The sequence below is a fragment of the Streptomyces sp. NBC_00775 genome (assembly GCF_036347135.1).
GTDB lineage: Bacteria > Actinomycetota > Actinomycetes > Streptomycetales > Streptomycetaceae > Streptomyces > Streptomyces lutosisoli.
Window position 1 is genome coordinate 2,960,449 of the sequence record NZ_CP108938.1, and the last position, 26,531, is coordinate 2,986,979.

General features: G+C 69.5%; 15 protein-coding genes. 4 read left to right on the forward strand and 11 right to left on the reverse strand.

Annotation, left to right across the window (positions count from 1 at the left end; translation table 11 throughout):
- The first annotated feature begins 180 nt into the window (after nucleotides 1–180).
- Nucleotides 181–630 (forward strand): lamin tail domain-containing protein, encoded by a 450-nt coding sequence (locus OIC96_RS13130; protein ID WP_330310306.1) that lies wholly within the window; start codon nucleotides 181–183, stop codon nucleotides 628–630.
- Here the strand turns inward: OIC96_RS13130 and secA are convergent.
- From secA to OIC96_RS13145, 3 genes are all read right to left on the reverse strand, one after another.
- Nucleotides 627–3,383: a preprotein translocase subunit SecA gene (gene secA, locus OIC96_RS13135; protein ID WP_330307653.1), complete on the reverse strand. Its 2,757-nt coding sequence runs from the start codon at nucleotides 3,381–3,383 to the stop codon at nucleotides 627–629. The two genes, OIC96_RS13130 and secA, sit on opposite strands and share 4 nt — an antisense overlap.
- A gap of 328 nt (nucleotides 3,384–3,711) precedes the next feature.
- Nucleotides 3,712–5,643: an acyl-CoA dehydrogenase family protein gene (locus OIC96_RS13140; RefSeq protein ID WP_330307652.1), complete on the reverse strand. Its 1,932-nt coding sequence runs from the start codon at nucleotides 5,641–5,643 to the stop codon at nucleotides 3,712–3,714.
- A 153-nt stretch (nucleotides 5,644–5,796) separates the two neighbouring features.
- Nucleotides 5,797–6,603: a GH12 family glycosyl hydrolase domain-containing protein gene (locus OIC96_RS13145; RefSeq protein WP_330307651.1), complete on the reverse strand. Its 807-nt coding sequence runs from the start codon at nucleotides 6,601–6,603 to the stop codon at nucleotides 5,797–5,799.
- A gap of 212 nt (nucleotides 6,604–6,815) precedes the next feature.
- Between OIC96_RS13145 and OIC96_RS13150 the strand changes: the two genes are divergently transcribed.
- Entirely contained in the window at nucleotides 6,816–7,829 is a 1,014-nt protein-coding gene (locus OIC96_RS13150) for a LacI family DNA-binding transcriptional regulator (RefSeq protein WP_330307650.1), read from the forward strand.
- A gap of 161 nt (nucleotides 7,830–7,990) precedes the next feature.
- Nucleotides 7,991–10,042, forward strand: coding sequence for a glycoside hydrolase family 31 protein (locus OIC96_RS13155; protein WP_330307649.1), 2,052 nt, complete (start codon nucleotides 7,991–7,993; stop codon nucleotides 10,040–10,042).
- Between the two features lie 73 nt (nucleotides 10,043–10,115).
- On the opposite strand, the gene OIC96_RS13160 is transcribed toward OIC96_RS13155, so the two are convergent.
- The 7 genes from OIC96_RS13160 to OIC96_RS13190 form a co-directional block, all read right to left on the reverse strand.
- The gene (locus tag OIC96_RS13160; protein WP_330307648.1) at nucleotides 10,116–10,832 is read right to left on the reverse strand and encodes a glycoside hydrolase family 12 protein; all 717 of its coding nucleotides are present in this window, start codon (nucleotides 10,830–10,832) and stop codon (nucleotides 10,116–10,118) included.
- A 34-nt stretch (nucleotides 10,833–10,866) separates the two neighbouring features.
- A complete protein-coding gene (locus OIC96_RS13165) occupies nucleotides 10,867–13,089 on the reverse strand; it encodes a glycosyl hydrolase family 95 catalytic domain-containing protein (protein ID WP_330310305.1) in 2,223 nt (740 codons plus the stop codon).
- A 113-nt stretch (nucleotides 13,090–13,202) separates the two neighbouring features.
- Nucleotides 13,203–15,239: a beta-galactosidase gene (locus tag OIC96_RS13170; protein ID WP_406502128.1), complete on the reverse strand. Its 2,037-nt coding sequence runs from the start codon at nucleotides 15,237–15,239 to the stop codon at nucleotides 13,203–13,205.
- Nucleotides 15,239–17,458, reverse strand: a complete 2,220-nt coding sequence (locus tag OIC96_RS13175; protein WP_330307647.1) for a 1,4-beta-glucanase — start codon at nucleotides 17,456–17,458, stop codon at nucleotides 15,239–15,241. Before OIC96_RS13175 ends, OIC96_RS13170 begins: the two co-directional genes overlap by 1 nt.
- Nucleotides 17,459–17,720: 262 nt before the next feature.
- On the reverse strand, nucleotides 17,721–18,680 hold the full coding sequence (locus tag OIC96_RS13180) for a carbohydrate ABC transporter permease (RefSeq protein WP_330307646.1): 960 nt from the start codon (nucleotides 18,678–18,680) through the stop codon (nucleotides 17,721–17,723).
- Entirely contained in the window at nucleotides 18,677–19,726 is a 1,050-nt protein-coding gene (locus OIC96_RS13185) for an ABC transporter permease (protein ID WP_330307645.1), read from the reverse strand. The genes OIC96_RS13180 and OIC96_RS13185 overlap by 4 nt, the downstream gene beginning before the upstream one ends.
- 26 nt (nucleotides 19,727–19,752) lie before the next feature.
- Entirely contained in the window at nucleotides 19,753–21,432 is a 1,680-nt protein-coding gene (locus tag OIC96_RS13190) for a Tat pathway signal sequence domain protein (protein WP_330307644.1), read from the reverse strand.
- Nucleotides 21,433–21,795: 363 nt separating this feature from the next.
- On the opposite strand from OIC96_RS13190, the gene OIC96_RS13195 reads away from it, so the two are divergent.
- Nucleotides 21,796–24,651, forward strand: coding sequence for a glycoside hydrolase family 3 C-terminal domain-containing protein (locus OIC96_RS13195; RefSeq protein ID WP_330307643.1), 2,856 nt, complete (start codon nucleotides 21,796–21,798; stop codon nucleotides 24,649–24,651).
- Between the two features lie 195 nt (nucleotides 24,652–24,846).
- Here the strand turns inward: OIC96_RS13195 and OIC96_RS13200 are convergent, their stop codons facing one another.
- Entirely contained in the window at nucleotides 24,847–26,292 is a 1,446-nt protein-coding gene (locus OIC96_RS13200; protein WP_327432102.1) for an aldehyde dehydrogenase family protein, read from the reverse strand.
- Between the last annotated feature and the right edge of the window lie 239 nt (nucleotides 26,293–26,531).

Consider the following 26,531-nt stretch of genomic DNA (forward strand, 5'->3'; position numbering starts at 1 on the left):
TGTGGCCGCAACGCGTCCCCGGCAGGACAGCGCGCCCCCACTTCCTGCCGCAATACCACTTCGGCATCCTCGGTGGGCCAGAACCCCCCTTCGTGAACCTTCCGTGAAGATCACGTGATAGCACTTCACCACTGGCCGGTGGACGACCGGCCGGGGAACGACACCCTGGGGGGTTTCTTCATGCGGATACGCGCTGCCCTGCCCGCGCTCGCGGGCGCCGTGGTTCTCACGGGCACGTTTCTCAGCACTCCGGCTCAGGCCGCCGGCGGTGTGACGATCTACCATGTCTGGTTCGACAGCCCGGGCTCGGACAACCGCTCCAACACGAGCCTGAACGGCGAGTGGGTGCAGATCAAGAACACCAGTTCGTCGGCGATCTCGGTCAAGGGCTGGATCCTGAAGGACGCCTCGAACCACAAGTACACCTTCCCCAATGTGAAGATCGGGGCGGGCAAGACGATGAAGGTGCACACCGGCAAGGGCACCGACACCACGTCGAACAAGTACCAGGACCGCGGCGCCTACGTCTGGAACAACACCAGCGACACCGCCACCCTCACCAAGTCGAGCGGCTCCAAGGTCGACTCGTGCTCGTGGACGACGCACGATCCCAGCGACAAGTACTGCTAACGCCTGCGCCGACGCTGCCTACGGGCCTTGGTGCGCGCGCGGGGCGGAACGGGGGCGTCCCGCGGCGGCAGGAGTTCGGGCTGGTCCGGCGGCGCGTCGGCCAGGGTGAAGTCACCCTCGACCACACCCTCGGCGGTGTCCAGCGTCGGTGCGGTGAAGTGGAGGCCGTCGGTACGGCCCGGGCGTTCGAGGGTCTCGGCGCCCGGGGCCGTGGCGTCGAGGTTGAAGACGTAGCCGACGGACTCCTCCTTGATGGCGTCGGTCATCGCGCCGTACATGTCGAAGCCCTCGCGCTCGTACTCGACGATCGGCTCCCGGCCGAGGGTCCAGCGCAGCCCGATGCCGTCGCGGAGGTAGTCCATCTCGTAGAGGTGCTCGCGCCATTTGCGGTCGAGGACGGAGAGGACGACCAGGCGTTCCAGGTCGCGCAGTGCCTCGGCGCCGAGCTCGGCCTCGCGCTGCTCGTACCGGGCGTGGATGTCGTCCGTCACCGCCTCGGTCAGGCCGTCGGCGGTGAGGTTCGCGCGATCTCCGGCCTCCTCCTCCAGGTCCTCGACGGTGATCCCCATCGGGTACAGCTGCTTGAGCGCGCCCCACAGCCGTTCCAGATCCCATTCCTCGGGGAAGCCCTCGCCGGTCTCCTGCTCGATGTACGCCCGGACGGTGTCGTCCATGAAGTGGACGATCTGTTCGCTCAGGTCCTCGCCCGCGAGGACGCGGCGGCGTTCGGCGTAGATGAGGGTGCGCTGGCGGTTGAGGACCTCGTCGAACTTCAGGACGTCCTTGCGGGACTCGAAGTGCTGCTGCTCCAGCTGGGCCTGGGCGGAGGCGATGGCGCGGGTCACCATCTTGTTCTCGATGGGTACGTCGTCGGGGACGTTCGCCATGGCCATCACCCGGTCGACCACATTGGCGCGGAACAGCCGCATCAGGTCGTCCTGGAGCGAGAGGTAGAAGCGGGAGGCACCGGGGTCGCCCTGGCGGCCGGAGCGGCCGCGCAGTTGGTTGTCGATGCGCCGTGACTCGTGGCGCTCGGTGCCGAGGACGTAGAGGCCGCCGAGTTCCTTGACCTCGTCGTGCTCGGTGGCGACCGCGGAGGTGACCCGTTCGAGCACCTTCTGGCGCTCCTCGGGCTCCGCGTCCTCGCCGGTCTCCGCCCGTGCCATCGCGTCCGGATTGCCGCCGAGCATGATGTCGGTGCCGCGGCCCGCCATGTTGGTGGCGACGGTGACCGCGCCCCTGCGCCCGGCCTGAGCGACGATCTGGGCCTCGCGCTGGTGGTTCTTGGCGTTGAGCACCTCGTGCCGGATGCCCTGCTTGCGCAGACGCGCGGAGAGCACCTCGGACTTCTCGACGGAGGTGGTGCCCACCAGGACCGGCTGGCCCAGCTCGTGCTTCTCGGCTATGTCCGCGAGGATCGCCGCGTACTTCGCCTCCTCGGTGCGGTAGATCTGGTCGGGGTCGTCGCGGCGGACCATCGGCCGGTTCGTGGGGATCGGGACCACGTGCAGCTTGTAGATCTGGTGGAACTCGGCCGCCTCGGTCATGGCGGTGCCGGTCATCCCGGCGAGCTTCTCGTAGAGGCGGAAGAAGTTCTGCAGGGTGATCGTGGCGAGCGTCTGGTTCTCGTCCTTGATCGTCACGCCTTCCTTGGCCTCGATCGCCTGGTGCAGACCCTCGTTGTAGCGGCGGCCCGCGAGGATGCGGCCGGTGTGCTCGTCGACGATCAGCACCTCGCCGTCCACGACGACGTAGTCCTTGTCCTTCTTGAAGTGCTCCTTGGCCTTGAGGGCGTTGTTGAGGTGGCCGATGAGCGGGGTGTGGTCGGACTCGTAGAGGCTGTCGATGCCGAGCTGGTCCTGGACGTACTCCACTCCCGGGTCCAGGACCGCGACCGTGCGCTTCTTCGGGTCGTACTCGTAGTCGTACTGGGCGCGCAGCTGGGCGAGGCGGTCCTTGTCCGCCTGGGTGGTGAACTGCTCCTCCAGTACGCGCACGCCCTTCATCCGCAGTGCGAACGCGGCGAAGGCCTCGTACCAGTGCGTGGGCTGATCGGCCGGACCGGAGATGATCAGTGGGGTGCGGGCCTCGTCGATGAGGATCGAGTCGGCCTCGTCGACGATCGCGAAGTGGTGCCCCCGCTGGACCAGTTCGTCCTGCGACCACGCCATGTTGTCGCGCAGATAGTCGAAGCCGAACTCGGTGTTGGTGCCGTAGGTGATGTCGCAGGCGTACTGCGCGCGCCGCTCGGCCGGGGTCGACTGCGTCTTGATCACGCCGACGGTCAGCCCCATGAACCGGTACGCGCGCCCCATCCACTCGGCGTCCCGCTCGGCCAGATAGTCGTTGACCGTGACGAGGTGAACTCCCTTGCCGGTCAAGGCGTTCAGATACACGGGCAGCGTGCCGACCAGGGTCTTGCCCTCCCCCGTCTGCATCTCGGCGATGTTGCCGGAGTGGAGCGCCGCGCCGCCCATGATCTGTACGTCGAAGTGGCGCATGCCGAGGACGCGCCGGGCCGCCTCGCGCATCGCGGCGAAGGCCTCCGGCAGCAGGTCGTCCAGGCTCTCGCCGCCCGCGTACCGCTCCTTGAACTCCGGGGTGAGCGCCTGGAGTTCCTCGTCGGTCAGCGACGTGAACTCCTCCCCCAGGGAGCCCACCTGTTCGGCGATGCGCTCCAGGCGGCGCAGCATCCTGCCCTCGCCGGCCCGCATGATCCTGCCGGTGAGGGCGTCCAGACCTTTACCTGCCATGGGAATTCCCCCAGAACCGATATCCATCGATTGGCCCGCTGGAGAATCCGGACGCTCTGTTGATCCGCCGGATCCGTGCGGCGTCGAAGGAGGCCACGGGCGGCCTGGGCACCTCGTCGACAAGGGACAACGCGCAGTCGTTCAGCTGCCGCCACGCCTCCCCGCGGGCGCGCGTCAACTGTACGGAAATACCGTGACTGTTTTCTTCCCCGACTCCTTGGCGCATCCGCTGTCCCCGTTCGCCATTCCGTTCATTGTTGACGCACAACTTCCGTGCGGCAAGCGGCAGAATGGCGAACGGGACTGCGGTGAATTCCTGGGGAAAGGGTCAGCGAATGGGTCGGTGGACGTTCTCCTTCGTGGCCGGCCCCGGCGTCGCGTCGGCGATCCAGGGTCCCTCGCCGGAGGGGTCGATGACGCCCTGCTCCAGCCATTCGTAGGTGCCCGACAGGACGCCCTTGACCACGTTGCGGTCGACGCCGTCGGTGTTGGTCCACAGGCGATTGAAGAGCTCGTCGACGCGGATGCGGGACTGACGGCAGAAGGCGTCGGCGAGCTGGTAGGCCTCGCGGCCGTACTCCTCGGTGGTGCGCAGGTGTTCGGCGCGGACGCAGGCCGCGCTCATCGCGAAGAGTTCGGCGCCGATGTCGACGATCCGGCCGAGGAAGCCCTGCTTGGTCTCCATGCGGCCCTGCCACCGGGACATGGCGTAGAAGGTGGAGCGGGCGAGCTTGCGGGCGCTGCGTTCGACGTACCGCAGATGCGGGGACAGGTCCACCTGCTGGTTGAACTCGCCGTACGAGCGCGGGAGCTGGCCGGGGCCCGTCACCAGCTTGGGCAGCCACTTGGCGTAGAAGACACCGGCGTTCGCGCCCGCCTTCGCCTTGTCCGAGAGGGACTTGTCCGGGTCGATCAGGTCGCCCGCCACCGACAGGTGGGCGTCGACGGCCTCACGGGCGATCAGCAGGTGCATGATCTCCGTGGAGCCCTCGAAGATGCGGTTGATGCGCAGGTCGCGCAGGATCTGCTCGGCGGGGACCGCCCGCTCCCCGCGGGCCGCGAGCGACTCGGCGGTCTCGAAGCCTCGGCCGCCGCGGATCTGGACCAGCTCGTCGGCCATCAGCCAGGCCATCTCGGAGCCGTACAGCTTGGCGAGGGCGGCCTCGATGCGGATGTCGTTGCGGTTCTCGTCGGCCATCTGGGAGGACAGGTCGAGGACGGCCTCCAGGGCGAACGTCGTGGCCGCGATGAAGGAGATCTTCGCGCCGACCGCCTCGTGGAAGGCGACCGGCTTGCCCCACTGCTCGCGCGCCGCCGACCATTCGCGGGCGATCTTCAGACACCACTTGCCCGCGCCCACGCACATGGCGGGCAGCGAGAGACGGCCGGTGTTGAGGGTGGTCAGGGCGATCTTGAGGCCCGCGCCCTCGGGGCCGATACGGTTCGCGGCCGGTACGCGCACCTGATGGAAGCGGGTGACGCCGTTCTCCAGCCCGCGCAGGCCCATGAAGGCGTTGCGGTTCTCGACGGTGACGCCCTCGGAGCCGGCCTCCACCACGAACGCCGTGATGCCGCCCTTGTGGCCCTCGGACTTCGGGACGCGCGCCATGACGACGAGGAGGTCCGCGACGACGCCGTTGGTCGTCCAGAGTTTCACTCCATCGAGGACGTAGTCGTCGCCGTCCGGTACGGCGGCCGTGGCCAGCCGCGCCGGGTCGGAGCCGACGTCCGGCTCGGTCAGCAGGAAGGCGGAGATGTCGGTGCGGGCGCAGCGGGGCAGGAAGGTGTCCTTCTGCTCCTGGGTGCCGAAGAGCTTCAGCGGCTGCGGTACGCCGATCGACTGATGCGCGGACAGGAGCGCGCCGATCGCGGGGCTCGCGGAGCCGACGAGGGCGAGCGCCTTGTTGTAGTACACCTGCGTCAGACCGAGGCCGCCGTACTTGGTGTCGATCTTCATGCCGAAGGCGCCGAGCTCCTTGAGCCCGGTGATGACCTCGTCGGGGATCAGGGCCTCGCGCTCGATACGGGCGGAGTCGATCTTCGTCTCGCAGAAGTCGCGCAGCTTGGCGAGGAACTCCTCGCCGCGCTGCGCGTCCTCGTCGGGCGGGAGCGGGTGCGGGTGGATCAGGTCGAGCCGGAAGCGGCCGAGGAACAGTTCCTTGGCGAAGCTGGGCTTGCGCCAGTCCTGTTCGCGCGCGGCCTCGGCGACCTGTCGGGCCTCACGTTCTGTGACTGTGGGCTGGTGGGGTGTTGCGGACATGAGGCTCACCTCGCCGCGAATAGGGATCTTGGGCTCGTACACCGTTCTTCGGAGCGATCGTTACTGACCGGTGCTACTCGATCGTATTTACCTGATTCCGGAAGACCCCACCAGTCCTCGCGCAGCGTTCGGCCCAATGCGCCCCCCCTGGGGTCAGCCGATGTCCACCGAGTACGACTTCGTGTCGAGCCGGCCGGAGCCCCGGAAGACCTCGCTGCCCGACTCGATGCCGGAGAGGTACTTGTCGTTGCTCAGCAGCTTGCGGCGGACCAGCGCCTGGGTGAAGTCGTTCAGGTCGAGGGAGGTCTTCGTGGTGTTCGTGCGGCGGACGAAGGAGTACACCTTCCAGCCGATGTCGCCCTGGTAGATGTCCCACATGGCGCCGTCGAGGCTGACGCTGCCGTACTTGGTGCCGAGCGGACCCGCGCCGCCCTGCCGGTTCAGCCAGACCATGATTTCGTCGGTGGGCTGGTCCTGCCAGTCCGCGTTGTTCTTGGCGTGCAGCCACAGGTCGTACGCGACGTTCATGGTGCCCGGGCCGGAGCTGACCGAGAAGTCCCAGCTGGTCTTGACCGGCTTGCGGTCGCCGACCCGGATGGGCAGCTCGGTGGCCGCCTTGTCCGCCTTCCAGCCCCAGTGCCAGCCGAGGACCGTACTGGCGTACGACTTGACGTTGTTCTCCTTGCCGGCCTTGCTGGACCAGGTGTAGCTCGTACCCCAGCCGATGGTGTCACCGGACTGCGAGGTGTCCCAGACGCACTGGGTACCCGTGCCGTCGTCCTGCCCCCAGAGGTTGTTGTTGACGTAGTACTTGCCCATCGTGACGGTGTCGAAGGCGCCGCACTTCTTGCTGTCCTCGCCCGCCTGAGCGATCGTGACGGACGCGGCGGCCGCGAGCGCCACCGAGCTCGCGAGGAGCGTCTTCGCCTTCTTGGACAGGCGCGGTCGACGGTGTTGCATCGGGGGTCCTTCCGGGGGACGGTCTGGGTACGCCCCTCAGTGGTCACCGCAGACCCGAGAGGTTGCCGTGACGCACTCAAGAATTTAGTTGTCGAAGCGCTTCGACAACCTATGGACACGGATTCTCCACCGGGCTAGTGTCAAGCCACCCTCACTCGCCCTATCCGCAATACGCGCACTGTCGAAGCGCTTCACAAAGCTTGGAGAGCTGGATGGTCACCCTCGCCGAGGTCGCCCAGCACGCCGGAGTCTCGGCGAGCACGGTGAGCTATGTCCTCAGCGGCAAGCGGTCCATCTCCGCGGGCACCCGGCAGCGGGTCGAGCGGAGCATCCAGGAGCTCGGCTACCACCCGAACGCGGGCGCCCGGGCCCTGGCGAGCAGCCGGTCCAACATCATCGCGCTGATGATTCCGCTCCGCACCGACATGTACGTCCCCGTGATGATGGAGATCGCCATCGCGGTGGCGACCAACGCCCGCACCCATGGGTACGACGTGCTGCTGCTCACCGGCGAGGAGGGTCCCGACGCGGTACGCCGGGTCACCGGCAGCGGGCTCGCCGACGCGATGATCCTGATGGACGTCGAACTCGACGACGAGCGGCTGCCGTTGCTGCGCGGAACGGACCAGCCGTCCGTACTCATCGGCCTGCCCGCCGACACCTCCGGACTGACCTGCGTCGACCTCGACTTCGGCGCGACGGGGGCGCTGTGTGCCGAGCATCTCGCGCTCCTCGGCCACCGTGACATCGCTGTCATCGGCGAGGCGCCCGCGGTCTACGAACGGCACACCGGTTTCGCCGAGCGCACCCTCGACGGACTGCGGTCCCGCTCAAGGGAGTTGGGCCTGCGCGTGCTGCACCGCCCCTGCGAGGGCGGCTTCGACGCGATGTCCCTGACCCTGGCCCGGGTGTTCGACGAGCGCCCGAGCACCACGGGCTTCGTCGTGCAGAACGAGTCCGCGGTCGAACCGCTGCTCGCACTCCTGCGCCAGCAGGGCCGCGCCGTCCCCGAGGACGTGTCGGTGATCGCGATCTGCCCGGACCAGGTCGCCACGCAGGCCTCGGTGCGGCTGACCTCGGTCGCCATCCCCGCGCAGGAGATGGGCCGGCACGCCGTGGAACACCTGATCGCCAAGCTCGAAGGGCACGGCAAGGACGAAGTCGTGCTCATCGCACCCGAGTTGACGGTACGGGCGAGCACGGGCCCGGCGCCGACCGCTTCCTGACTCCCCACCCGCTCGCCCGTCACTTCCCCTTCCCCTCCTTCCCCTCCCTCTTCCTCTTCCTCACGCCGTACGCCATCAGGGCGCCCGGCACCCCAACCTGCCCCGGCACTGTCAGAGCCGCGCCGGGTCTGTCGCCACTCCTTCCTTCAGGAGCACCCCACGTGAATCAGCCTGCCGAAAACCAGACCAGTCACAGCACGGTCAGCCTCGCGCAGTCCTCCCCGACCGTCGGCACGTTCCGCGAGCGGGACGGCGCGCTGGAGTGGAGCGGCCGCCAGGAGACCGTCCGTATCGAGCCGTGGGGCCCGGACGCGGTCCGCGTGCGCGCGCGGCTCGGGGGCCCGGTCGTCGAGGACCTCCCCGGCGCGCTTCTCGACGAGCCCCAGGCCACCGAGAGCACCGTCAAACTCCAGGACGGCGAAGGCCAGTTGACGGTCGGCGCGCTGACCGTCGAAGTCAGCGCCGAGGGACTCATCCGCTTCCTGAGGACGAGCGACGGGAGTGAACTGCTCGCCGAGGAGCGCGCCCACTTCTGGTGGCCCGGCTCGCGCCTCTACACCCCGGCCGGCAACGGCCACCACCGCCTGGAGCAGCGATTCGCCGCGTACGAGGGCGAGAAGCTGTACGGCCTCGGGCAGCACCAGCACGGGCTCCTCGACCAGAAGGGCGCGGTCCTGGACCTGGTCCAGCGCAACGCCGAGGTCACCGTCCCGGTGCTCACCTCCAGCCGCGGCTACACCTTCCTGTGGAACAGCCCGGCCATCGGCCGCGTCGAGCTCGCGGGCAACGGCACCCGCTGGGTGGCCGACTCGGCCCGCCAGCTCGACTACTGGATCACGGCCGGCACCCCGGCCGACGCCCAGCGCCGCTACAGCGCCGCCACCGGCCGTACGCCGATGCTGCCCGAGTGGGCGGCCGGCTTCTGGCAGTGCAAGCTGCGCTACCGCACCCAGGACGAACTCCTCGAAGTGGCAAGGGAGTACAAGCGCCGCGACCTCCCGCTGTCCGTCATCGTCTGCGACTTCTTCCACTGGACCCACCTGGGCGAGTGGAAGTTCGACCCGGCGGAGTGGCCCGACCCGGCGGCCATGCAGCGGGAGCTCACGGAACTCGGCGTCAAGCTGGTCGTGTCCGTGTGGCCGTCGGTCTCGCCGCTCTCCGAGAACCACCAGCTCATGGAGCAGCGCGGCTACTTCATCGGCACCGAGTACGGTCCGATGGCGCACGCCGACTGGCCCGACAAGGGGGTCGCGTCCACCGTCCAGGTGGCCTTCTACGACGCGACGAACCCCGAGGCACGCGACTTCCTGTGGTCACGGGTGAAGGACAACTACCTCGACGCGTACGGCATCACGGCCTTCTGGCTGGACGCCTGCGAGCCGGAACTGAAGCCCGGCTTCCAGGAGAACCTGCGCTATCACGCGGGCCCCGGACTCGAAGTCGGCAACATGTACCCGCGCGAGAACGCCCGCACCTTCTACGAGGGCATGCTGGCCGCCGGTGAGACCGAGGTCGTCACCCTCAACCGCTCGGCGTGGGCGGGCAGTCAGCGCTACGGCGCCGCCCTGTGGTCCGGCGACATCGGCACGGACTTCGCGAGCCTGCGCCGCCAGATCGCCGCCGGCCTCAACACCGCGCTGTCCGGCATCCCCTGGTGGAACACCGACATCGGCGGCTTCCACGGCGGCGACCCGACCGACCCCGCGTACCAGGAGGTCATGGTCCGCTGGTTCCAGTTCGGCGCGCTGTCCCCGCTGATGCGTCTGCACGGCTTCCGCGACCCGGGCATGCCGCTCGGCCCCGACATGACCGGCGGCCCGAACGAGGTCTGGTCCTACGGCGAGAAGGCCGGCGCGATCCTGGAGAAGTACCTGCGGCTGCGCGAGCGCCTGAAGCCCTACGTACTGGACGTCATGCGGGAGGCCCACGAGGAGGGGCTGCCGGTGATGCGCCCGCTGTTCCTGGAGTTCCCGGACGACCAGGCCACCTGGTCGGTGGACGACGCGTACCTCTTCGGCCCGGACCTGCTGGTCGCGCCGGTGCTGACGGCGGGCGCGACGGCCCGTACGGCGTACCTCCCGGCCGGCGCGTACTGGACGGACGCGTGGACCGGTGAGACGTACGAAGGGGGCGCGTCCGTGACCGTCGACGCCCCGCTGGACCGCATCCCGCTGTTCCTGCGGGACGGGGCGCGGCTGCCCGTAGCGGAGTAGCCGCGCGGAAAGGGAAGTGCGGCCGGTCCCGGGGGAGGGACCGGCCGCACTCTCATGCGCGGCTACCGTTCGGTCAACTGCTGCTGACCGTCAGGTTGTTGGTGGTGAAGTCGAGACCGCCCGAGGACGAGGTGATCTCGAAGCCGAACTGCACGTCGCCGATGGTCTCGCTGCTCGACATCCAGCCCTTGGTGTTCGCGATCCACTTCAGGATCGGCAGGATGTTGATGGTGCCGGACGTGGAGTCCGAGGAGCGCAGGAACGAGAAGACGTCGTTCGAGCCGTTGTTGCCCTTGTAGACGGTCCACGTGTTGCCGTTGAGCGTGAGGGTGCCCTGGGAGGTGCCGAGCGCGCCGACGTTCCCGTTGTAGTTGACCCAGAGCATGGTCTCGTAGTCGTAGTCGGTGTCCCAGATGTCGTACGACGTGTTGTAGTCGCCGGTCGACGGAACGGTCACGTTGTACGTGCTGGTGAGGGACGACAGCGACGCGATCGTCTTGCCGACGACCTTCTTGGAGTTGGGGTACGACTTGATGCCGCTCGTGACCGGGTGGTTGGCCCAAACTCCCCAGTTGGTACCGGAGTTGGCCCAGATGCACTGGCTGCCGGCGCCGGAGCCCCAGATGTTGTTGTAGAGCGTGTACCCGTTGAGGGTGGTGTTGCCCCACTGGTCGCAGGAGCTCCAGACGGCTGCCTGGGCGGGGGCGGAGGCGAGGCCGACGGTCGCACCGAGCGCGAGCGCGGGGGCGATGAGGGCCTTGGTGATCCTGTTCAGAGTGCGACGTGCCATGGTGTCCCTTCCATGGATGGGGGGTCGGGGAGTGTTACCGCGGCCCCAGGGTGAGGACGCGGTCTTCGCCGGCGCTCAGGGAGAGCGGTCGCGCGCCGGTGGAAGTCCTGAGTTCGATGCGGTGGGTGCGGCCCGGCCGGACCACGGCCGTGGCACCGTCCGGGCTCCACGTGAGGTCGACCTCGGCACCGAACCTCGTGCGGATACCGCGGAGTTCGCCGCTCGGGTACGCGGCGGGAAGCGCGGGCAGGAGTACGAGCCGGTCCGGGGTGGACTGGATCAGCATCTCGATGAGCACGGCCGGGAGCGTGTGGGCGGCGTCCGCGTTGTAGACGTGCCGGTTCGGGTAGTGCCCGCTCATCAGGGAGACGTGGAAGAAGTCCCCGGCCAGGACGTTGTCCAGGGCTCCCGCGACCCGCTCTCCGTCCCTCAGCCGGGCCGCCACCAGTGCGTGGTGGAGGTGACCGTGCGCGGAGTCGTTCTCGGCGCCGCGCAGTTCGAGCGCGCGATGGGCGGCCGAGGCCAGTTCCGGGGTGTCGTACGGATTGATCTCGTCGAGCGGCCAGACGCCGTAGAGGTGGCTGAGGTGGCGGTGGTCGTAGGTGTCGTCGAGGCCTGGCCAGGCCCACTCGGCCAGCGCGCCCTCGGCGTTGACGCGGTGCGGCGGCAGCCGGTCGGCGAGCGCGCGCCAGCGCTCGGCGTCGGGTCCGGGGTGGTAGTCGGCTGCCGTGCGCAGGGCGTGGCGGGCCGCGGAGAGGTCCATGGCGGCGTTGAGGGTGATCCAGCTCGCGTGGGCGGGACGGTTCTCCGGGGAGTACGACGGCACGATCACGAGGTGTCCGGCGTCGTCGGTCCGGGTGAGGAAGTCCTTGTAGAAGTAGGCCACTTCGGCGAGCGCGGCGGCCAGCCGCGGGTCGCGTGCGCCGCGGGTCTCGTCGTGGTCCACGAGCGGTTTCAGGAGCCAGTCGGCGCCGGCGGTCCACGCGTGCAGGGGGTATTCGCGGCTGAGGTGGTAGATGTGGCCGGACTCGCCGTCGGTGTGCGCGGGGGCGACGACTCCCCGTGTGCCGAAGATCGCGCGGGCGTTGTCGCGCCAGTGGGGCAACTGGCCGTGGATCAGGGCGGCATGGGCCTCGGTGACCTCGGGGAGCGCCGCCGCGGCGGCCGACGCGGTCTGGAGGTTGAGGTTGGCGTCGGTGGTGAACGCCCCGGACCAGGCGGTGTCCCAGTCGCCGGTCCACAGTCCGGTGAGCCGCGGTGGCAGCGTCCCGGCGGCGGACAGCAGGTGGTAGCGGCCGGCCGCGAAGAGCCGCTCCAGGAGCGCCGGGCTCTTGGGCAGCTGGACCAACTCCGAGCCGGGGAGCGCTCGTTCGGTGCCGTCGGCGTGCAGATCGAGGGCGGTTCGGAGGTAGGCGGGGCGGTGAAGGGCGGTGTGGCGGGCGAGGAGGTGGGCGTACGCGGCCTCGGCGGCGTCGGCCTCGGCGGAGGCGTCCGCCTCGAAGGGGGCGCCGGCCTCGGTAGGGGCGTCGGGCAGCAGGGCCCTCAGCTCACGGGCCTCGGCGAGGGTGTCCAGTTCGCCCGGGTGCCGCCGTACGCGGGTGAGCAGGAGCAGCGAGCGAGCGCCTTCGACCTGTACTCCGGAGAGCGCGGTCCGGGTCCGGCCGCCGGTGACCACGGCGAGGGTGACTCCGGTGTACGCCAGGTCGCTGTCCGGGTAGCGGGCGCGCAGGGTCAGCACGGCGCCCTCGGCGGTGAGCACGGCACTGTGTCCCACCGCCAAGTCGCCGGGCGCGCCCGGCAGTCGGTGGTCGAGCGTCACGTCGACGGTGAGGCCTGGTTCGGTGACGTACTGGACCACGACGTCGTCGGCGCGTGAGACGAAGACCTCGCTGCGCCACCCACCGTGCTCGGCGCCGACGACTCCGGTGGAGAAGTCGACCTCCCGCCGGTACGCGCGCCACTCCGTGGCCGCGCGGCACAGCCGCACCTGGAACGCCGGGTGGAAGGGCTGCACCCACAGCAGCGGCCGCCCGTCGGTGAACTCCTCCCCCGCCGTGACGTCCCCGGCCAGCAACCGGTCCTGTATCTCCGGCAGCCGGTGGGCGAGCGCGGGCGGACGGGCGTTCGCGCTGCCGTTCGGGCGGACCAGGCTGTGATGGTTGACGACAACCCGGTCGTCGTTCGGATCACCGAACACCATGGCGCCGTGCGTGCCGTTCCCGCTCAGGAAGGCGTCCTCCCAGCGGGCGGCGGGCATCGACTCCCAGGTGCCGTGAACAGGCTCAGGGATGGACTCGCGGACGGGCTCACGGATGGGCTCGTGCGTGGGCTCGTGCGTGGGCTCGTGAACAGGCTCGTGGGCGGGCTCGCTCATGGAGCCGCCTCCAGCACAGCCACCCCGTACCGCCCGAGCTCCACGCCTCCGGTGACGTCCTCGCCGGTCAGCAGGTCGCGATGGCGGCCGGGCACGGGCACGGTGACCGTGTCCCGCCCATGATGGAGCAGGAACAGCAGATCACCGCGGCTTACGGCCTCCACGCCCGCCGGAAGGCCGTCGAGCGGCGGCCGGACGCCCGCGCCCTCGGCGATCGAGGCGATCAGCGTCCGGAGCGCTTCGGGCTCGGGCAGCGTGGAGAGGTACCAGGCCCGTCCCTTGCGCAGCACCGCGGGCAGACCGTCGAGCTCGCCGCCCTTGTACGGGACGACGGAGTCGACGTCGTCCGCCGCCTCGATCTCCTCGGACCACAGCGTGCCGCGGAAGCCCTCGACGTCGGCTTTCTCGTCGGCGTCGAGCGGCCACCACTCGTGGAGGGTACGGATGCCGAAGAGTTCACGGAGCCGCTCGTCCATGCCGCCGGGCCGCACCCGGTCGTCCTCGTCGGCGACACCGGTGAGGAAGCCGGAGACGAGGGTGCCGCCACCTCGTACGTACGCCACGAGGTTGTCGATCGCCGCGTCGGTCAGGAGATACGACTGCGGTACGACGACGAGCTTGTACGCGGACAGGTCGTGCTCGGGGTGGGCGAAGGACGCGGTGGTGTTCGCCTCCCACAGGGCGCGGTGCCAGGCGCGTACGACGGCCGGGTAGTCGATCTCGGAGGAGAGCCGGCCGGCCTGCTGGCTCGCCCACCAGGCGTTCCAGTCGAGCAGTACGGCGACATCGTCCCGGCGCACCTGACTGTCCGCCACTCGGGGGCTCAGCAGGGCGAGTTCGGCGCCGATCCGCTTGACCTCCTGGAAGGTCCGGCCCCGCTCCCCCGCATGACTGACCATGCCGGAGTGGAACTTCTCCGCGCCCTGCCGGGACTGGCGCCACTGGAAGTAGCAGACGGCGTCGGCGCCGCGGGCCACGGCCTGGAGGGACCAGAGACGGTTGAGGCCCTGCGGCTTGGGGTGGTTGACGCCGCGCCAGTTGACCGGCCCCGCCGCCTGTTCCATGATCATCCAGGGGCCGCCGCGGGCCTGGGAGCGGGTCATGTCGTGGATCAGCGCGGAGTGCTGGCCGCCGAACGGATCGCGCGGGTCCGGATAGATGTCGACCGAGACGACATCCTCCCGCTCGGCCCACTCCCAGGCGTCCTGGCCCTGCCAGAACGGCATGAAGTTGCTGGTCACCGGTATGTGCGGGGTGTGCCGGGCGACGATGTCCCGCTCGGCGACGAAGCACTCCATGAGCGCGTCGGAGGTGAAGCGCTTGAAGTCGAGCACCTGGGTGGGGTTGTTCATGTAGTGGGCGTGGCGCGGCGGGAGGACGCCCTCCCAGATGTCGTAGCCCTGGCTCCAGAAGGCCGTGCCCCAGGCGGTGTTGAGGGCGTCGAGCGTCTCGTACCTGTCCTGGAGCCAGCGGCGGAAGGCGGCGGCCGCCGTGTCGCTCCAGTCGAAGGTGCAGTACTCGTTGTTGATGTGCCACATCGTGAGGGCGGGGTGGCTGCCGTAGCGGGCGGCGAGGTCCTCGGTGATGGCGGCGGCGTATCGCCGGTAGACGGCGCTGGAGTGGGCGAAGTGCTGGCGGCCGCCCCACCACTCGATCCGGCCGTCCTCGTCGCGGGGCAGCGTCTCCGGATGGAGCCGGCCCATCCACGGCGGGGGCGAGGAGGTGGGGGTGGCCAGGACGACGCCGATGCCGTTGTCGTGCAGCAGGTCCATCAGCCGGTCGAGCCAGCCGAACTCCCTTGCCCCTGGGGTGGGTTCGAGCTTGGCCCAGGAGAAGACGCCGACGGTGACGGAGTTGACGCCCGCCTCCTTCATGAGGCGTACGTCCTCGTGCCAGGTCTCCTCGGGCCACTGCTCGGGGTTGTAGTCGCCGCCGAAGAGGATGCGGCCGCGGGTGGCGTCGCTCATGCTCGGCCCCTTGTGCGGGGGCGACGATTCCTCGTCCGTGGAGGCCAGTTCCTTGTCCGTGGGCATCAGACAGGCTCCCCGTACTGAATGCCGCGCCCGTTCGTGCCGAGGTACACCCGGCCGTACACGCGCGGGTCGCCGGTGATGACCTCGCCGATCCAGCCCCACTGGTGGGCATCGTCGTTGATGCGGACCCAGGTCTTGGCCGCGTCGTCGGAGCGGTAGACGGCGGTGAGGGTCTCCGTCGCGCCGACCTGGTAGATCGCCGGGTAGTCCGCGCCGTCGGCCGCCTTGCCGAAGCCGAGGGTGTACGAGGCCCAGCAGCTGGCGACCTTGCCGAAGCTCGCGCCACCGTCGGTGGACCGGTAGAGCCCGTTCCACTTGACGGAAAGCCACAGGTCACCGGAGCGCCCTGGCGCCGCGACCAGCTTGAACTGGCTGTCGCCGGACGGCAGTCCCTCCGCACGCTCGGTGAAGGAGAGGCCACTGTCAGTGCTGGCGTATAGCGTTCCTGTGTCGGTGTCGTATGCGTAGAAGAGCGTCGGGTCGGCCGGGTCGGCGACCGGCGTGGCGCCCTTCGGGAAGGAGGAGACCTCGGACCAGGTCGCGCCGTTGTCCGTCGAGCGGTGAGCCGCGTACTTCGTGCCGTCCCAGTGCACGAAGGACCACAGCAGCGTACCGCCGTCGGCACTGGTGGCGATCGGCCCCGGTGCGCTCTTGGCGATGTCGGGCTGTCCCGCGAAGGGCGCCCAGGTCTGCCCGCCGTCGTGGGAGTACGCGCCGTTGCCGTTGTCGCCCCAGCCCGCCCGGACGACGTACGACGGCTTGGCCGCGGCCTGCGCGAGTCCCGTCGCCGACCCGAACACGGGGTTCGCCGCCATGCCGCGCGACGGAGACGCCGTGAGCCGCTCGTGGTACATCACGCCGATGTCCCCGAGCCCGCTGAGCAGATGCGCCTCCCCGGCCGGGGGCGAGATCAGCTGGCGCACGGCCGTCTCCTCCAGGCCGCGGATCTGCGGTGCCCAGTTCTTGAGGTCACGGGTGCCGTAGAGGGTCGCGCCGGTCCCGTACACGATGTGCTTCGAGTCGTACGGGTCGGCGGCGACCGCCTGGATCCACCAGCCGAACTTGGGCTTGTCGCCACCCCAGTTGAGGAAAGGAGTCTCGGATACGTCGAACACGGCCGCGTCCTTGAGGGACGCCCAGGTACGGCCGCCGTCGGTGGACCGGAAGACGGTGTCACCGTCGGCCCATCGGTTGTTGGTCGAGACGACGACGGTGCCCGCACGGCAGGCGTCGGTCGCCACGCCCCCGTAGGCGAAGGTGTCCGCCGACCCGTCGGACGTGGTGCCGCCCGGCTTCACGGGGCTCACATCGGTCCACGTGCCGGTGGCGGTGCGCAGCTTGTGCACGCTTCCGTCGGACTGGCCGTTGGGCCCGGGCGCGTTGCCGTACGTCACGTACAGCTCGCGGGTGTGCGTGTCGTACGCGGCGCGGAGCGGGACCTTGGCGGAGGTGCCGGACGGCTGCCCGGGTACGGCCTCCCAGGTCGTGCCGTCGGCCGTGCGGTACAGGTTCGCCGTGCCCGAGGTGCCGTCGCCGTCGCCCCAGCCGGCGTAGACGGCGCGCCCGGTCGCGACCAGGAAGGTGACGCCCTGCCCGGAGGAGCTCGCGGTCGCCGGGAAACCGCTGACGGCCGCCCACGTGGCACCGCGGTCGGTTGACTTGAGCAGCCCGTCGTGGCGGGTGCCCAGCCACAGGGTGTCGCTGTCGCGCGGGTCGACGAGGAGCCGCTCCCCGGCCCCACGCCCGTCCTCGTTGGCGCCGAGCTTCACCGACAGGTCGGTACGCGTCCAGGTGGCCCCGCGGTCGTCGGAGCGCAGGACCGCGCCGTTGCTCGCCCACGACTGGGCATAGGTGCCGACGGCGAGGTACAGCCGGTCGGGGTGCACGGGGTCGACGGCGAGCGCCTCGACGCCGAGGAGGTTCCAGTCGTCCCAGCCCAGGTGGTCGATGAGCGGGGTCCACTGGGCGGTGGCGTTGTCCCAGCGGAAGGCGCCGCCGATGTCGGTGCGGGCGTAGGCGAGCCCACGTACGGCCGGGTGGAACAGCACACCGGTGACGAAGCCGGTTCCGCCGATGACGGCGTTGCGCCAGCGGTACGAAGGGGCATCGGCGGCTTCGGCGGCCTGCGCCTGGGACCCCAGCGCGGGGAGACCGGCGACCGCGGCGACGGCCGCACTCCCGGCAAGGACGGCTCGTCTGCTCAGGCGGGGCGTGCGCATGACATACCTCGTTCTAGGAGAGGGGGGAGGAGGGGAGCGGCGCCCCATAACGAGCGGCGGGGGACAGCGCCCCTTTTAGGGGCGCGGGGAACTGCGCGACCAGCCACAACGGACCCGCAGCTCACAGACGACCGGCGTTTTGAGGCACACCCCCGCGGAGCGAACCGTTGAGCCCACCGCGACCGACCGCTGATCAGGAGCAAGTCGGCCGCGGTGGAACAGAGGGGGCCGCAGCGGGCCGGAGATAGACGGCTGACGTCAGTCAGCCCTTCACGGCTCCGGTGAGCATGCCCTTCTTGAAGTGCCGCTGGACGAACGGCGACAGGATCGCGACCGGCAGCAGCGCCATCACCATGACGGCCATCTGGATGGCGAGCGGAGACAGCTGCCCGGTGTTGATCTGCGTGGCGAGACCGACCGGCCGTTCCTGCTTCTGCACCAGCTGGATCATGACGTTCTGCAGCGGCATCATGTCCTGGTCGGTGAGGTAGATGGAGGCGTTGAACCAGGCGCTCCAGTAGCCGACCGCGTAGAAGAGGGAGATCACCGCGAGCACGGCGCGGGAGAGCGGCATCACGATCTTCCACAGGATGCGCCAGTCGCCGGCGCCGTCGATGCGGGCGCTGTCGATGAGTTCGGGCGAGATGCCCATGAAGAACGACCGCAGCACGAGGATGTTGAAGACGCTCACCGCGCTGGGAAGGATCAGCGCGAGGTAGGTGTCGGTCAGCCCCAGGGCCTGCACCAGCAGATAGGTCGGGATGAGACCGGCGCCGAAGAACATCGTGGCGAGCAGCAGCATCAGGAACCAGCGGTGGCCGGTCGACCCGACCCGCGAGAGGCCGTACGCGCACAGCACGGAGACCGCCATGCTGAACAGCGTGCCGACCAGGGTGACCCCCAGGCTGACCATGGCGGCGCGCTGGACCTGGCCGCCGCTGAGCAGTTCCTTGTAGGCGACGAAGGTGATGCCCTTGGGGATCACCACCAGGCCGCCGGCCGCGTCGATGGTCTTCCTCGACTGGAGGCTGGTGACGATGACGATCCACAGGGGGAAGAGGATCGCGAAGGCGGCGAGGGTGAGGGCGAGGCCCTTGCCCGCGAGGCCCGGCTTCGACGGCTCCTCCTCCCAGGGCGGGCGGGGCGGTGCCGCCCAGCGGCCCGGCCTGTCGTCGGGCCTGTTGGCGGGCTTGTTCGCGGCTTTGTCGATGACGGCGGTCATTTCTTGTACACCCCCTGCTCACCCATGAGGTGGGCGACCTTGTTGGCGGTCAGCACGAGCCCCAGGCCGACGATGCCCTTGATGAGTCCGGCGGCAGCGGCGTAGCCGAAGTCCTGGTTACGGATGCCGTTCCACCAGACGTAGGTGTCCAGGACGTCGGAGGCGCCGGGGCCCACCGAGTCGCGTTGGAGCAGCAGTTGCTCGAAGCCGACCGTCAGCGCGTCGCCGACACGCAGGACGAGCAGCAGGGCGATCACCGGGCGCAGGGCGGGCAGCGTGATGTGCCACATCCGCCGCCAGCGCCCGGCACCGTCCATGGCGGCGGCCTCGTACAGATCATTCGATACGGAGGACAGGGCCGCGAGGAAGACGATGATGCCCCAGCCCGCGTCCTTCCAGACGCCCTCGGCCGTCACCAGGAACTTGAAGATCCCTGGATCGGTCATCAGGTCGATGCCCTTGTGCCCGTGTTGGCGCAGGGTCTGCGCGATGATGCCCGCGCCGCCGAAGATCTGCTGGAAGACCGTGACGACGAGGACCCACGAGAAGAAGTGCGGGAGGTACATGATCGCCTGGGCGACCGCCCGGACCCGGGGCCTGACGACGCTGTTGATGAGCAGCGCGAGCAGGATCGGGATCGGGAAGTAGAGCACCAGCTGGAGGAAGAACAGCACGAAGGTGTTCTGCACCGCGTGCCAGAAGGCCGAGTCCTCGAAGATGCGCTGGAAGTTCTCGAAGCCGACCCAGGGACTCTCGAACATGGCGACGAAACCGTTGTCGCTCAGGTACGGGTCGTAGTCCTGGAAGGCGACAACATTGCCTAGGACCGGTATGTAGGTGAAGACGAGGACTAGCGCGACAGCAGGCAGCGTCATCAGGATCAGCGTGCGGTCGCGTCTGAACCGGAGCCGGAAGCTCAGCTTTCCGGCCCGCTTCCCGGCCCGCTTGCCGGCGGCCTTCGCGGCGGCCCCGTCGGGCGAATCGCCCGACCTCTTCTTGCTCGTCTTCGCCTCGGCCCTGCTCCGAGGCACCGTGCTGTGGGACACGGCCTTCTCCTTGCCTCAGCCCTGGGTCACTTCGCCGTGGAGCCGTTGTCGTCGAGCAGCTTCTTGTACCAGGCCCGCAGGTCGTCGCCGCCCTTCTTCTTCCAGTCGGACACCGCCTGCTGCATGTCGCTGATCTTCTTGCGGCCGCGGACGATGTCGTCCTCCAGCTGCTCGAAGTCGTTGGCGAGGTTGGTCCAGCGGTTGGGCTCGGTGATGGTGAGCCCGTAGAAGGAGGACTTCTTGGTGAAGGCACCCATGCGCTGCTGCCACTCGACCTGGAGCTTGGCGATCTCGGGCAGGTCGGGGTGCGCGAGGTAGGCGGCCGGGTCGCCGGTGTAGTCGAAGGCGCCGTTGACCTCGTTGGTGCCCTTGGTGGTCTTGGTGGGCATGCCGTTCTTCAGCGTGTAGTCGGTGCCCTCGACGCCGTAGACCGTGAGCATGTATTCCTTGGTGCCGTACGGCGAGGCGCAGTAGTTGGCGAGTGCCAGGAAGTCCTTGATCTGCTGCTTCGACGCCTTCTTGCTGACGAAGGTGAAGATGCCGGCGGGCTGGGTCGCCCAGAGCGTGGGGTCGCCGCCGTCGGGGCCGAAGATGTCGAAGGCGGCCATCTCGAAGTCGGCCTTCTGGGTGCGCTGTTCGGCCGTCGAGCCGTACCAGTAGGACAGGTCGCCGTTGAAGACGAGCGACTGGCCGGCGGTGAAGCGGTTGGACGCGTCGCCCTTGACGGCCTTGGCGTCGGGGTGGACGACGTCGGCGTCGTAGAGCTTGCGCATCCACTCCAGGGCTTCGAGGTACTCGTCGGTCTCGATGCGGTTGACCAGCTTGCCGTCCCGGAGGTCCCACCACAGCGCCTTGTCGCTGCCGTTGAGGACTCCGTAGATGTTGAAGGCCGTCCACTTGAGGTCGTCGCAGGCCCACACCTTCGCCTTGGCGTCGGTGGCCTCCTTCGCCCAGGCGATGAACTCGTCGGGCGTCTTGGGGAGGGTGTAGCCCTTCTTGGCGAAGATGTCCTTGCGGTAGAAGGGCGCGATGTTCGGGACGTACGAGGCCGGCATCGGGATCGCGCGCAGCTGGCCGCCGAAGATGGAGCGCTGCCAGGCGTCGGTCGGTACGGCCGCGAGGTTCGGGTAGTCCTTGACCTTGTCGCCGGACAGGTAGGGGCCGAGGTCCGCGAACTTGGCGTTGATGGCGCTGGGTATCTTGCCGTTCAGGTTCCAGCCCGGGACGACCACCACGTCCGGGATGTCGCTGGAGGCGAGGATCGCGCCCAGCTTCTCGTCATAGGTGTTGCCGTCCTGGTTCTGCCAGGTCGTCTTGATGCCGATGGCCTCGTTCATGGCGGTGTAGTACGCGTTGTCGTTGGCCGGCGGGCTGCCCCAGAACGGCGACATGATCTTGAGGTCGCCGCCGCCGCCCAGCTTCTTCGGCACGGACGTCTTCAGCGCGTTCAGGTCGATCGCCTGGGTGAACCCCGCCGCCGACCCGTTCTTCGACGGAAGGTCGGGCGTCACGACGCTCGACGCCACGAACGTCGGAAGGATCTTCTGGGCAGCCTTCCCGGAGGTGGTGCCCTCCTTGTTGCCGTCGTTCCCACCGCCACAGGCGGCGAGCAGCGGCATTCCGCCGGCCACGGCGGCCGCGGCGACCGCCGTGGAGGCGAGGAAGCTTCTCCGGCTGGGAGCGGAGGTGGCGGAGTTCGGCGTCATTGCGTCAACCCTTCATGGCGCACAGCAGGACACCCGGCGGGGGAGCCGTCGGCTGCGGTGTCTTGAGTGGAACTGGCTGAGCTGAAGCGGTCGTCGGAGGATTACGCCCTCCGAGGAGGACCGTCCGTCTGTCGAAGCGCTTCGATGTTGCTGCGAGGTTAAGTGAACGCTCGGGGGTGCACAAGAGTCGATTCCAAGATTCCTCGGAGGTATCGCGTAACAGAGCGGCTCCGCCTGGCACTTGAAATCACGGTGAGGAAACGGAGTTGTTGCGCCGGGGTGTCTTGACACCCACCCCTCGGTCGAATGAGCATCGAAGCGCTTCGAAAGCGCCCCGTCGCTCCACCGCAAAGGGATCACCACGTGACCGCACAAACGCCGCCTACGCCGCCTTTCCGTGATGCGCGGCTGCCGTTCGCGAAGCGCATCGACGACCTGCTGGCGCGGCTCACGCTCGACGAGCGCATCGCGTTCCTGCACCAGTTCGCGCCCGCCGTCGAGCGGCTCGGCGTCGCCGCCTTCCGCACCGGCCAGGAGGCGCTGCACGGCGTGGCCTGGATGGGCCCGGCAACGGTCTTCCCGCAGGCCGTGGGCCTGGGCGCGACCTGGAACGACGACCTCGTACGCCGTGTCGGCGAAGCCGTCTCGGCCGAGACCCGCGCGATGCGCGCCCGCGACGACCGCGTGGGCCTCAACGTCTGGTCCCCCACGGTCAATCTGCTGCGCCACCCGCTCTGGGGCCGCAACGAGGAGGGCTACTCGGAGGACCCGAAGCTCACCTCCGCCATCGCCACCGCGTACACGCGCGGTCTGCGCGGCGACCACCCGGCGTACTGGCGCACCGCGCCGGTCCTCAAGCACTGGCTCGCGCACAACAACGAGACCGACAGGGACACTTCGTCCTCCTCGGTCCGCCCGCGCGTGCTGCACGAGTACGACCTGCGCGCCTTCCGCGAGACGGTCGAGGCGGGCGCGGTGGCCGGTGTGATGCCCGCGTACAACCTGGTCAACGGCCGCCCCAACCACGTCTCGCCGTACCTGCGCGAGCACCTGCGCGCCTGGACCGACCAGGACCTCCTTGTCTGCTCGGACGCGGGCGCGCCCTCCAACCTGGTCGACTCCGAGCACTACTTCGACACCCACGAGGAGGCCACCGCGGCCGCGATCCTCGCCGGCGTCGACAGCTTCACCGACCACGGCACGGACAGCTCGAAGATCGTCGAACGCGTCCAGGGCGCCCTGGTCCAGGGACTGCTGAGCGAGGCCGACATCGACGAGGCGGTCCGCCGCCAGCTGGCGATCCGCTTCCAGCTGGGCGAGTTCGACCCGCGGCTGGACCCCTACGCGGACATCACGGCCGCCAAGGACTTCGACACCCCGGCCCACCGCGCCCTCGCCCAGGAGGCGGCGGAACAGGCGATCGTGCTCCTCAAGAACGACGGCCTGCTGCCGCTCTCCGAGGGCGCCCGTATCGCCGTCGTCGGACTCCTCGCCGACGAGTGCAAGCTCGACTGGTACAGCGGCACGCTCATCCACCGCTCGACCCCCCTGGAGGGCCTGTACGAGCGCTTCGGCGCCGAGCGCGTGGACTTCGCGGAGGGTGTGGACCGGGTACGCCTGAGGACCTCGTACGGCACCTATCTGTCGGTGCCCGCCGTCGGCGAGGCGGCCGACGAGGTGCGCGGCGCCGAGGGCGCGCTGGACCCGGCGCTCCTCGCGGGCCGCACGGACCTGCCCCCGCTGACCGCCGACGCGGCCGGCACCGAATTGGCGCTGATCGACTGGGGCGAGGGGGTACTGACGCTGCGCGCGCCCGACGGCCGCTATCTCTCGGTCGCCGATGACGGCTATGTCCGCGCCTCCGCCGATCAGCCCGGCGGCTGGGTCGTCCAGGAGACATTCCGCCTGGAACCCTCCGAATCCCACGAGAACGGTCACCTCCTGAAGCACGCAGGGACGGGCAGGTACGTTTCTGTCGCCGCGGACGGCGTAAAGGTTGCCGCCGAGAACGCGGAAATCTTCGAGCTGGAGTTCGCCGAGCGCGGGGAGGACGCGGTCGCCCGCGCGGCCGCCTCCGCCGATGTCGTCCTCGTCGTCGCGGGCAACGACCCGCACATCAACGGCCGCGAGACGGAGGACCGCACCACGCTCCGGCTCCCCGCACACCAGGAGCGCCTGCTGCGCGCCGCCCGCGCCGCGAACCCGAACACGGCACTGGTCCTGGTCTCCGCGTACCCGTACGCGGTGGATCCCGGTGACCTCCCGGCCGTGCTCTGGACCGCACACGGCGGCCAGGCGGCGGGCACCGCCCTGGCCCGCGCCCTCGCCGGCGACGCCTCCCCCGCGGGCCGCCTCCCGCAGACCTGGTACGCCACCGACGACGACCTGCCCGACCTCCTCGACTACGACGTCATCGGGGCCCGCCAGACGTATCTGTACTTCGAGGGCACGCCGCTGTTCCCGTTCGGACACGGCTTGTCGTACACGTCGTTCGCATACGCACATCTTCACATCCAGCAGCACGCGGGCGCGTTGGCGGTCTCCTTCACCGTCACGAACACCGGCGGGACGGCCGCCGACGAGGTGGCCCAGCTGTACACCCGCGCCGTCGACCCGTCCGTGCCCCGCCCCCGCCGCGAACTGGCGGCGTACCGCCGGGTCCACCTCGCCCCCGGCGCCTCGACGGAACTCACCTTCGAGCTCCCGCTCTCCGCCTTCGAGTTCTGGGACGTGGCACTCGACCGCCCACGCCTGGAGCCGGGCGCGTACGAGGTCCTGGCCGGCGCGTCCAGCGAGGACATCCGACTCCGTACGACGGTCGAACTCGACGGCGAGCCCGGCGCGCCCCGCCCCGTCCGCGAACGCGGCCTGAACGCGGCCGACTTCGACGAGCAGCGGAACATCGTCATCGTCGACCGTACGAAGGTGTCGGGCGACGCGGTGACACCGGTGAACGGCGAGACGGGTGAACTCGTCTTCCGGGACTGCGAGTTCGGCGACGGCGTCACGGGGATCAGCATCGAGGCGGCCGGCGAGGGAGTCGTGGAACTTTCCCTGGACGGCGGCCCGTTGATCACGGAGCTGACGCTGAACGGGACGAAGGGACCGTACGACTACACCACGCTCGACGCGGAGATCACCTCCGTGGCCGCCGTGCACGACGTACACCTCAGGCTGCGCGGCCCATTGCGGCTCGCGCACGTCGGCTTCTCCGGCTGAGGGTCCGGAGAGGCCGGCACAGGGGCCCGGCACCGGAAGGCATCGGTGCCGGGCCCCTTTGGGGAGACCTTAGCTGAAAACGATTGTCACAAGCTATAGTGCCTTTTCGGACAGACTCGAAGACTCGCATACGCCGACGGCCGGAACCCCCGCACAGTGGGCTCCGGCCGTCGGTCCGAGGGAGTTGGAGCTGGGTCAGAGGGCGAGGCCCGTGAGCACCAGCACCCGCTCGTAGGTGTAGTCGTCCATCGCGAACTTCACGCCCTCGCGGCCGACGCCGGACTGCTTCACACCGCCGTACGGCATCTGGTCCGCGCGGTAGGAGGGCACGTCGCCGACCACAACGCCGCCGACCTCGAGCGCGCGGTGGGCGCGGAAGGCGACCTGGAGGTCGTGAGTGAACACGCCCGCCTGGAGGCCGTACTTGGAGGAGTTGACGGCCGCGAAGGCCTCGGCCTCGCCGTCCACCTTCTGCACGGTGAGGACGGGCCCGAAGACCTCCTCGCAGGAGACGGTGACATCGGCCGGTACGTCGGCGAGGACGGTCGGCGCGTAGGAGGCGCCGTCCCGCTTGCCACCGGCGAGCAGCGCGGCACCGGCCTGGACGGCCTCGTCGACCCACGACTCGACGCGCTTGGCGGCGTCCTCGCTGACCAGCGGGCCGACGTCCGTCGTGGCGTCGGACGGGTCACCGGTGACCTGGGCCTCGACGGCGGCGACGATACGGGGCAGCAGGCGCTCGTAGACGGAGGCGTCGGCGATCACGCGCTGCACGGAGATGCAGGACTGGCCGCCCTGGTAGTTGGAGAAGGTCGCGATGCGCGTCGCGGCCCAGTCCAGGTCCTCGTCACTCGCGAAGTCGGCCAGCACGACGGCCGCGCCGTTGCCGCCCAGCTCCAGGGTGCAGTGCTTGCGCGGCACCGAGTCCATGATCGCGTAACCGACCTTCTCGGACCCGGTGAAGGAGATGACGGGCAGCCGCTCGTCCTGCACGAGGGCGGGCATCCGCTCGTTGGCGACGGGCAGGATGCTCCACGACCCGGCGGGCAGCTCGGTCTCGGCGAGCAGGTCGCCGATGATGAGGCCGGACAGCGGGGTCGCGGGCGCGGGCTTCAGGATGATCGGCGCACCGGCGGCGATGGCCGGGGCGATCTTGTGGGCGCAGAGGTTCAGCGGGAAGTTGAACGGCGCGATGCCGAGGACGACACCCTTCGGGAACCGCCGGGTGAGGGCGAGCCGCCCCTGGCCGCCGAGGTCGGTGTCGAGGCGCTGCGCCTCGCCGCCGTTGAACCGGCGGGCTTCCTCCGCGGCGAACCGGAACACGGACACCGCACGGCCGACCTCGCCGCGGGCCCACTTGATCGGCTTGCCGTTCTCGGCGGAGATGAGCTGCGCGATCTCCTCGGTGCGCTCGGCCAGGCGCTTGCTCACGTGGTCGAGGGCGGCGGCGCGGACGTGGGCCGGGGTGGCGGCGAACTCGTCCCGTACGGCGTACGCGGCGGCCACGGCCTCCTCGACCTGCGCGTCGGTCGGCACGCTGACCTGGCCGACGAGGCGACCGTCCCACGGCGAGGTGACGTCGAACGTGGTCTCACCGGTGGCCTGGCGGCCGGCGAGCCAGAAAGCGTGGGTGGAGGTCATGTGCGAGTCCGGCCCTTCCGCGTTGGGGGTGTCGTTGTTCGTGGTTTTCCTGTTCAACGGTAGGCCCGGGGCGCCCGCGGGGCGTTTGTCCGAGTCGTAGCAGTCGGTACGGGGGGTACGCCGCTTTGGCACGGTAGCCCCAGTCCCCCGTCTAAAAGATTGCGCAGTTCCCCGCGCCCCTAAAAGGGGCGCGGGGAACTGCGCAATCTTTTAGACCAGCCCCCACCCACCCGCACCCG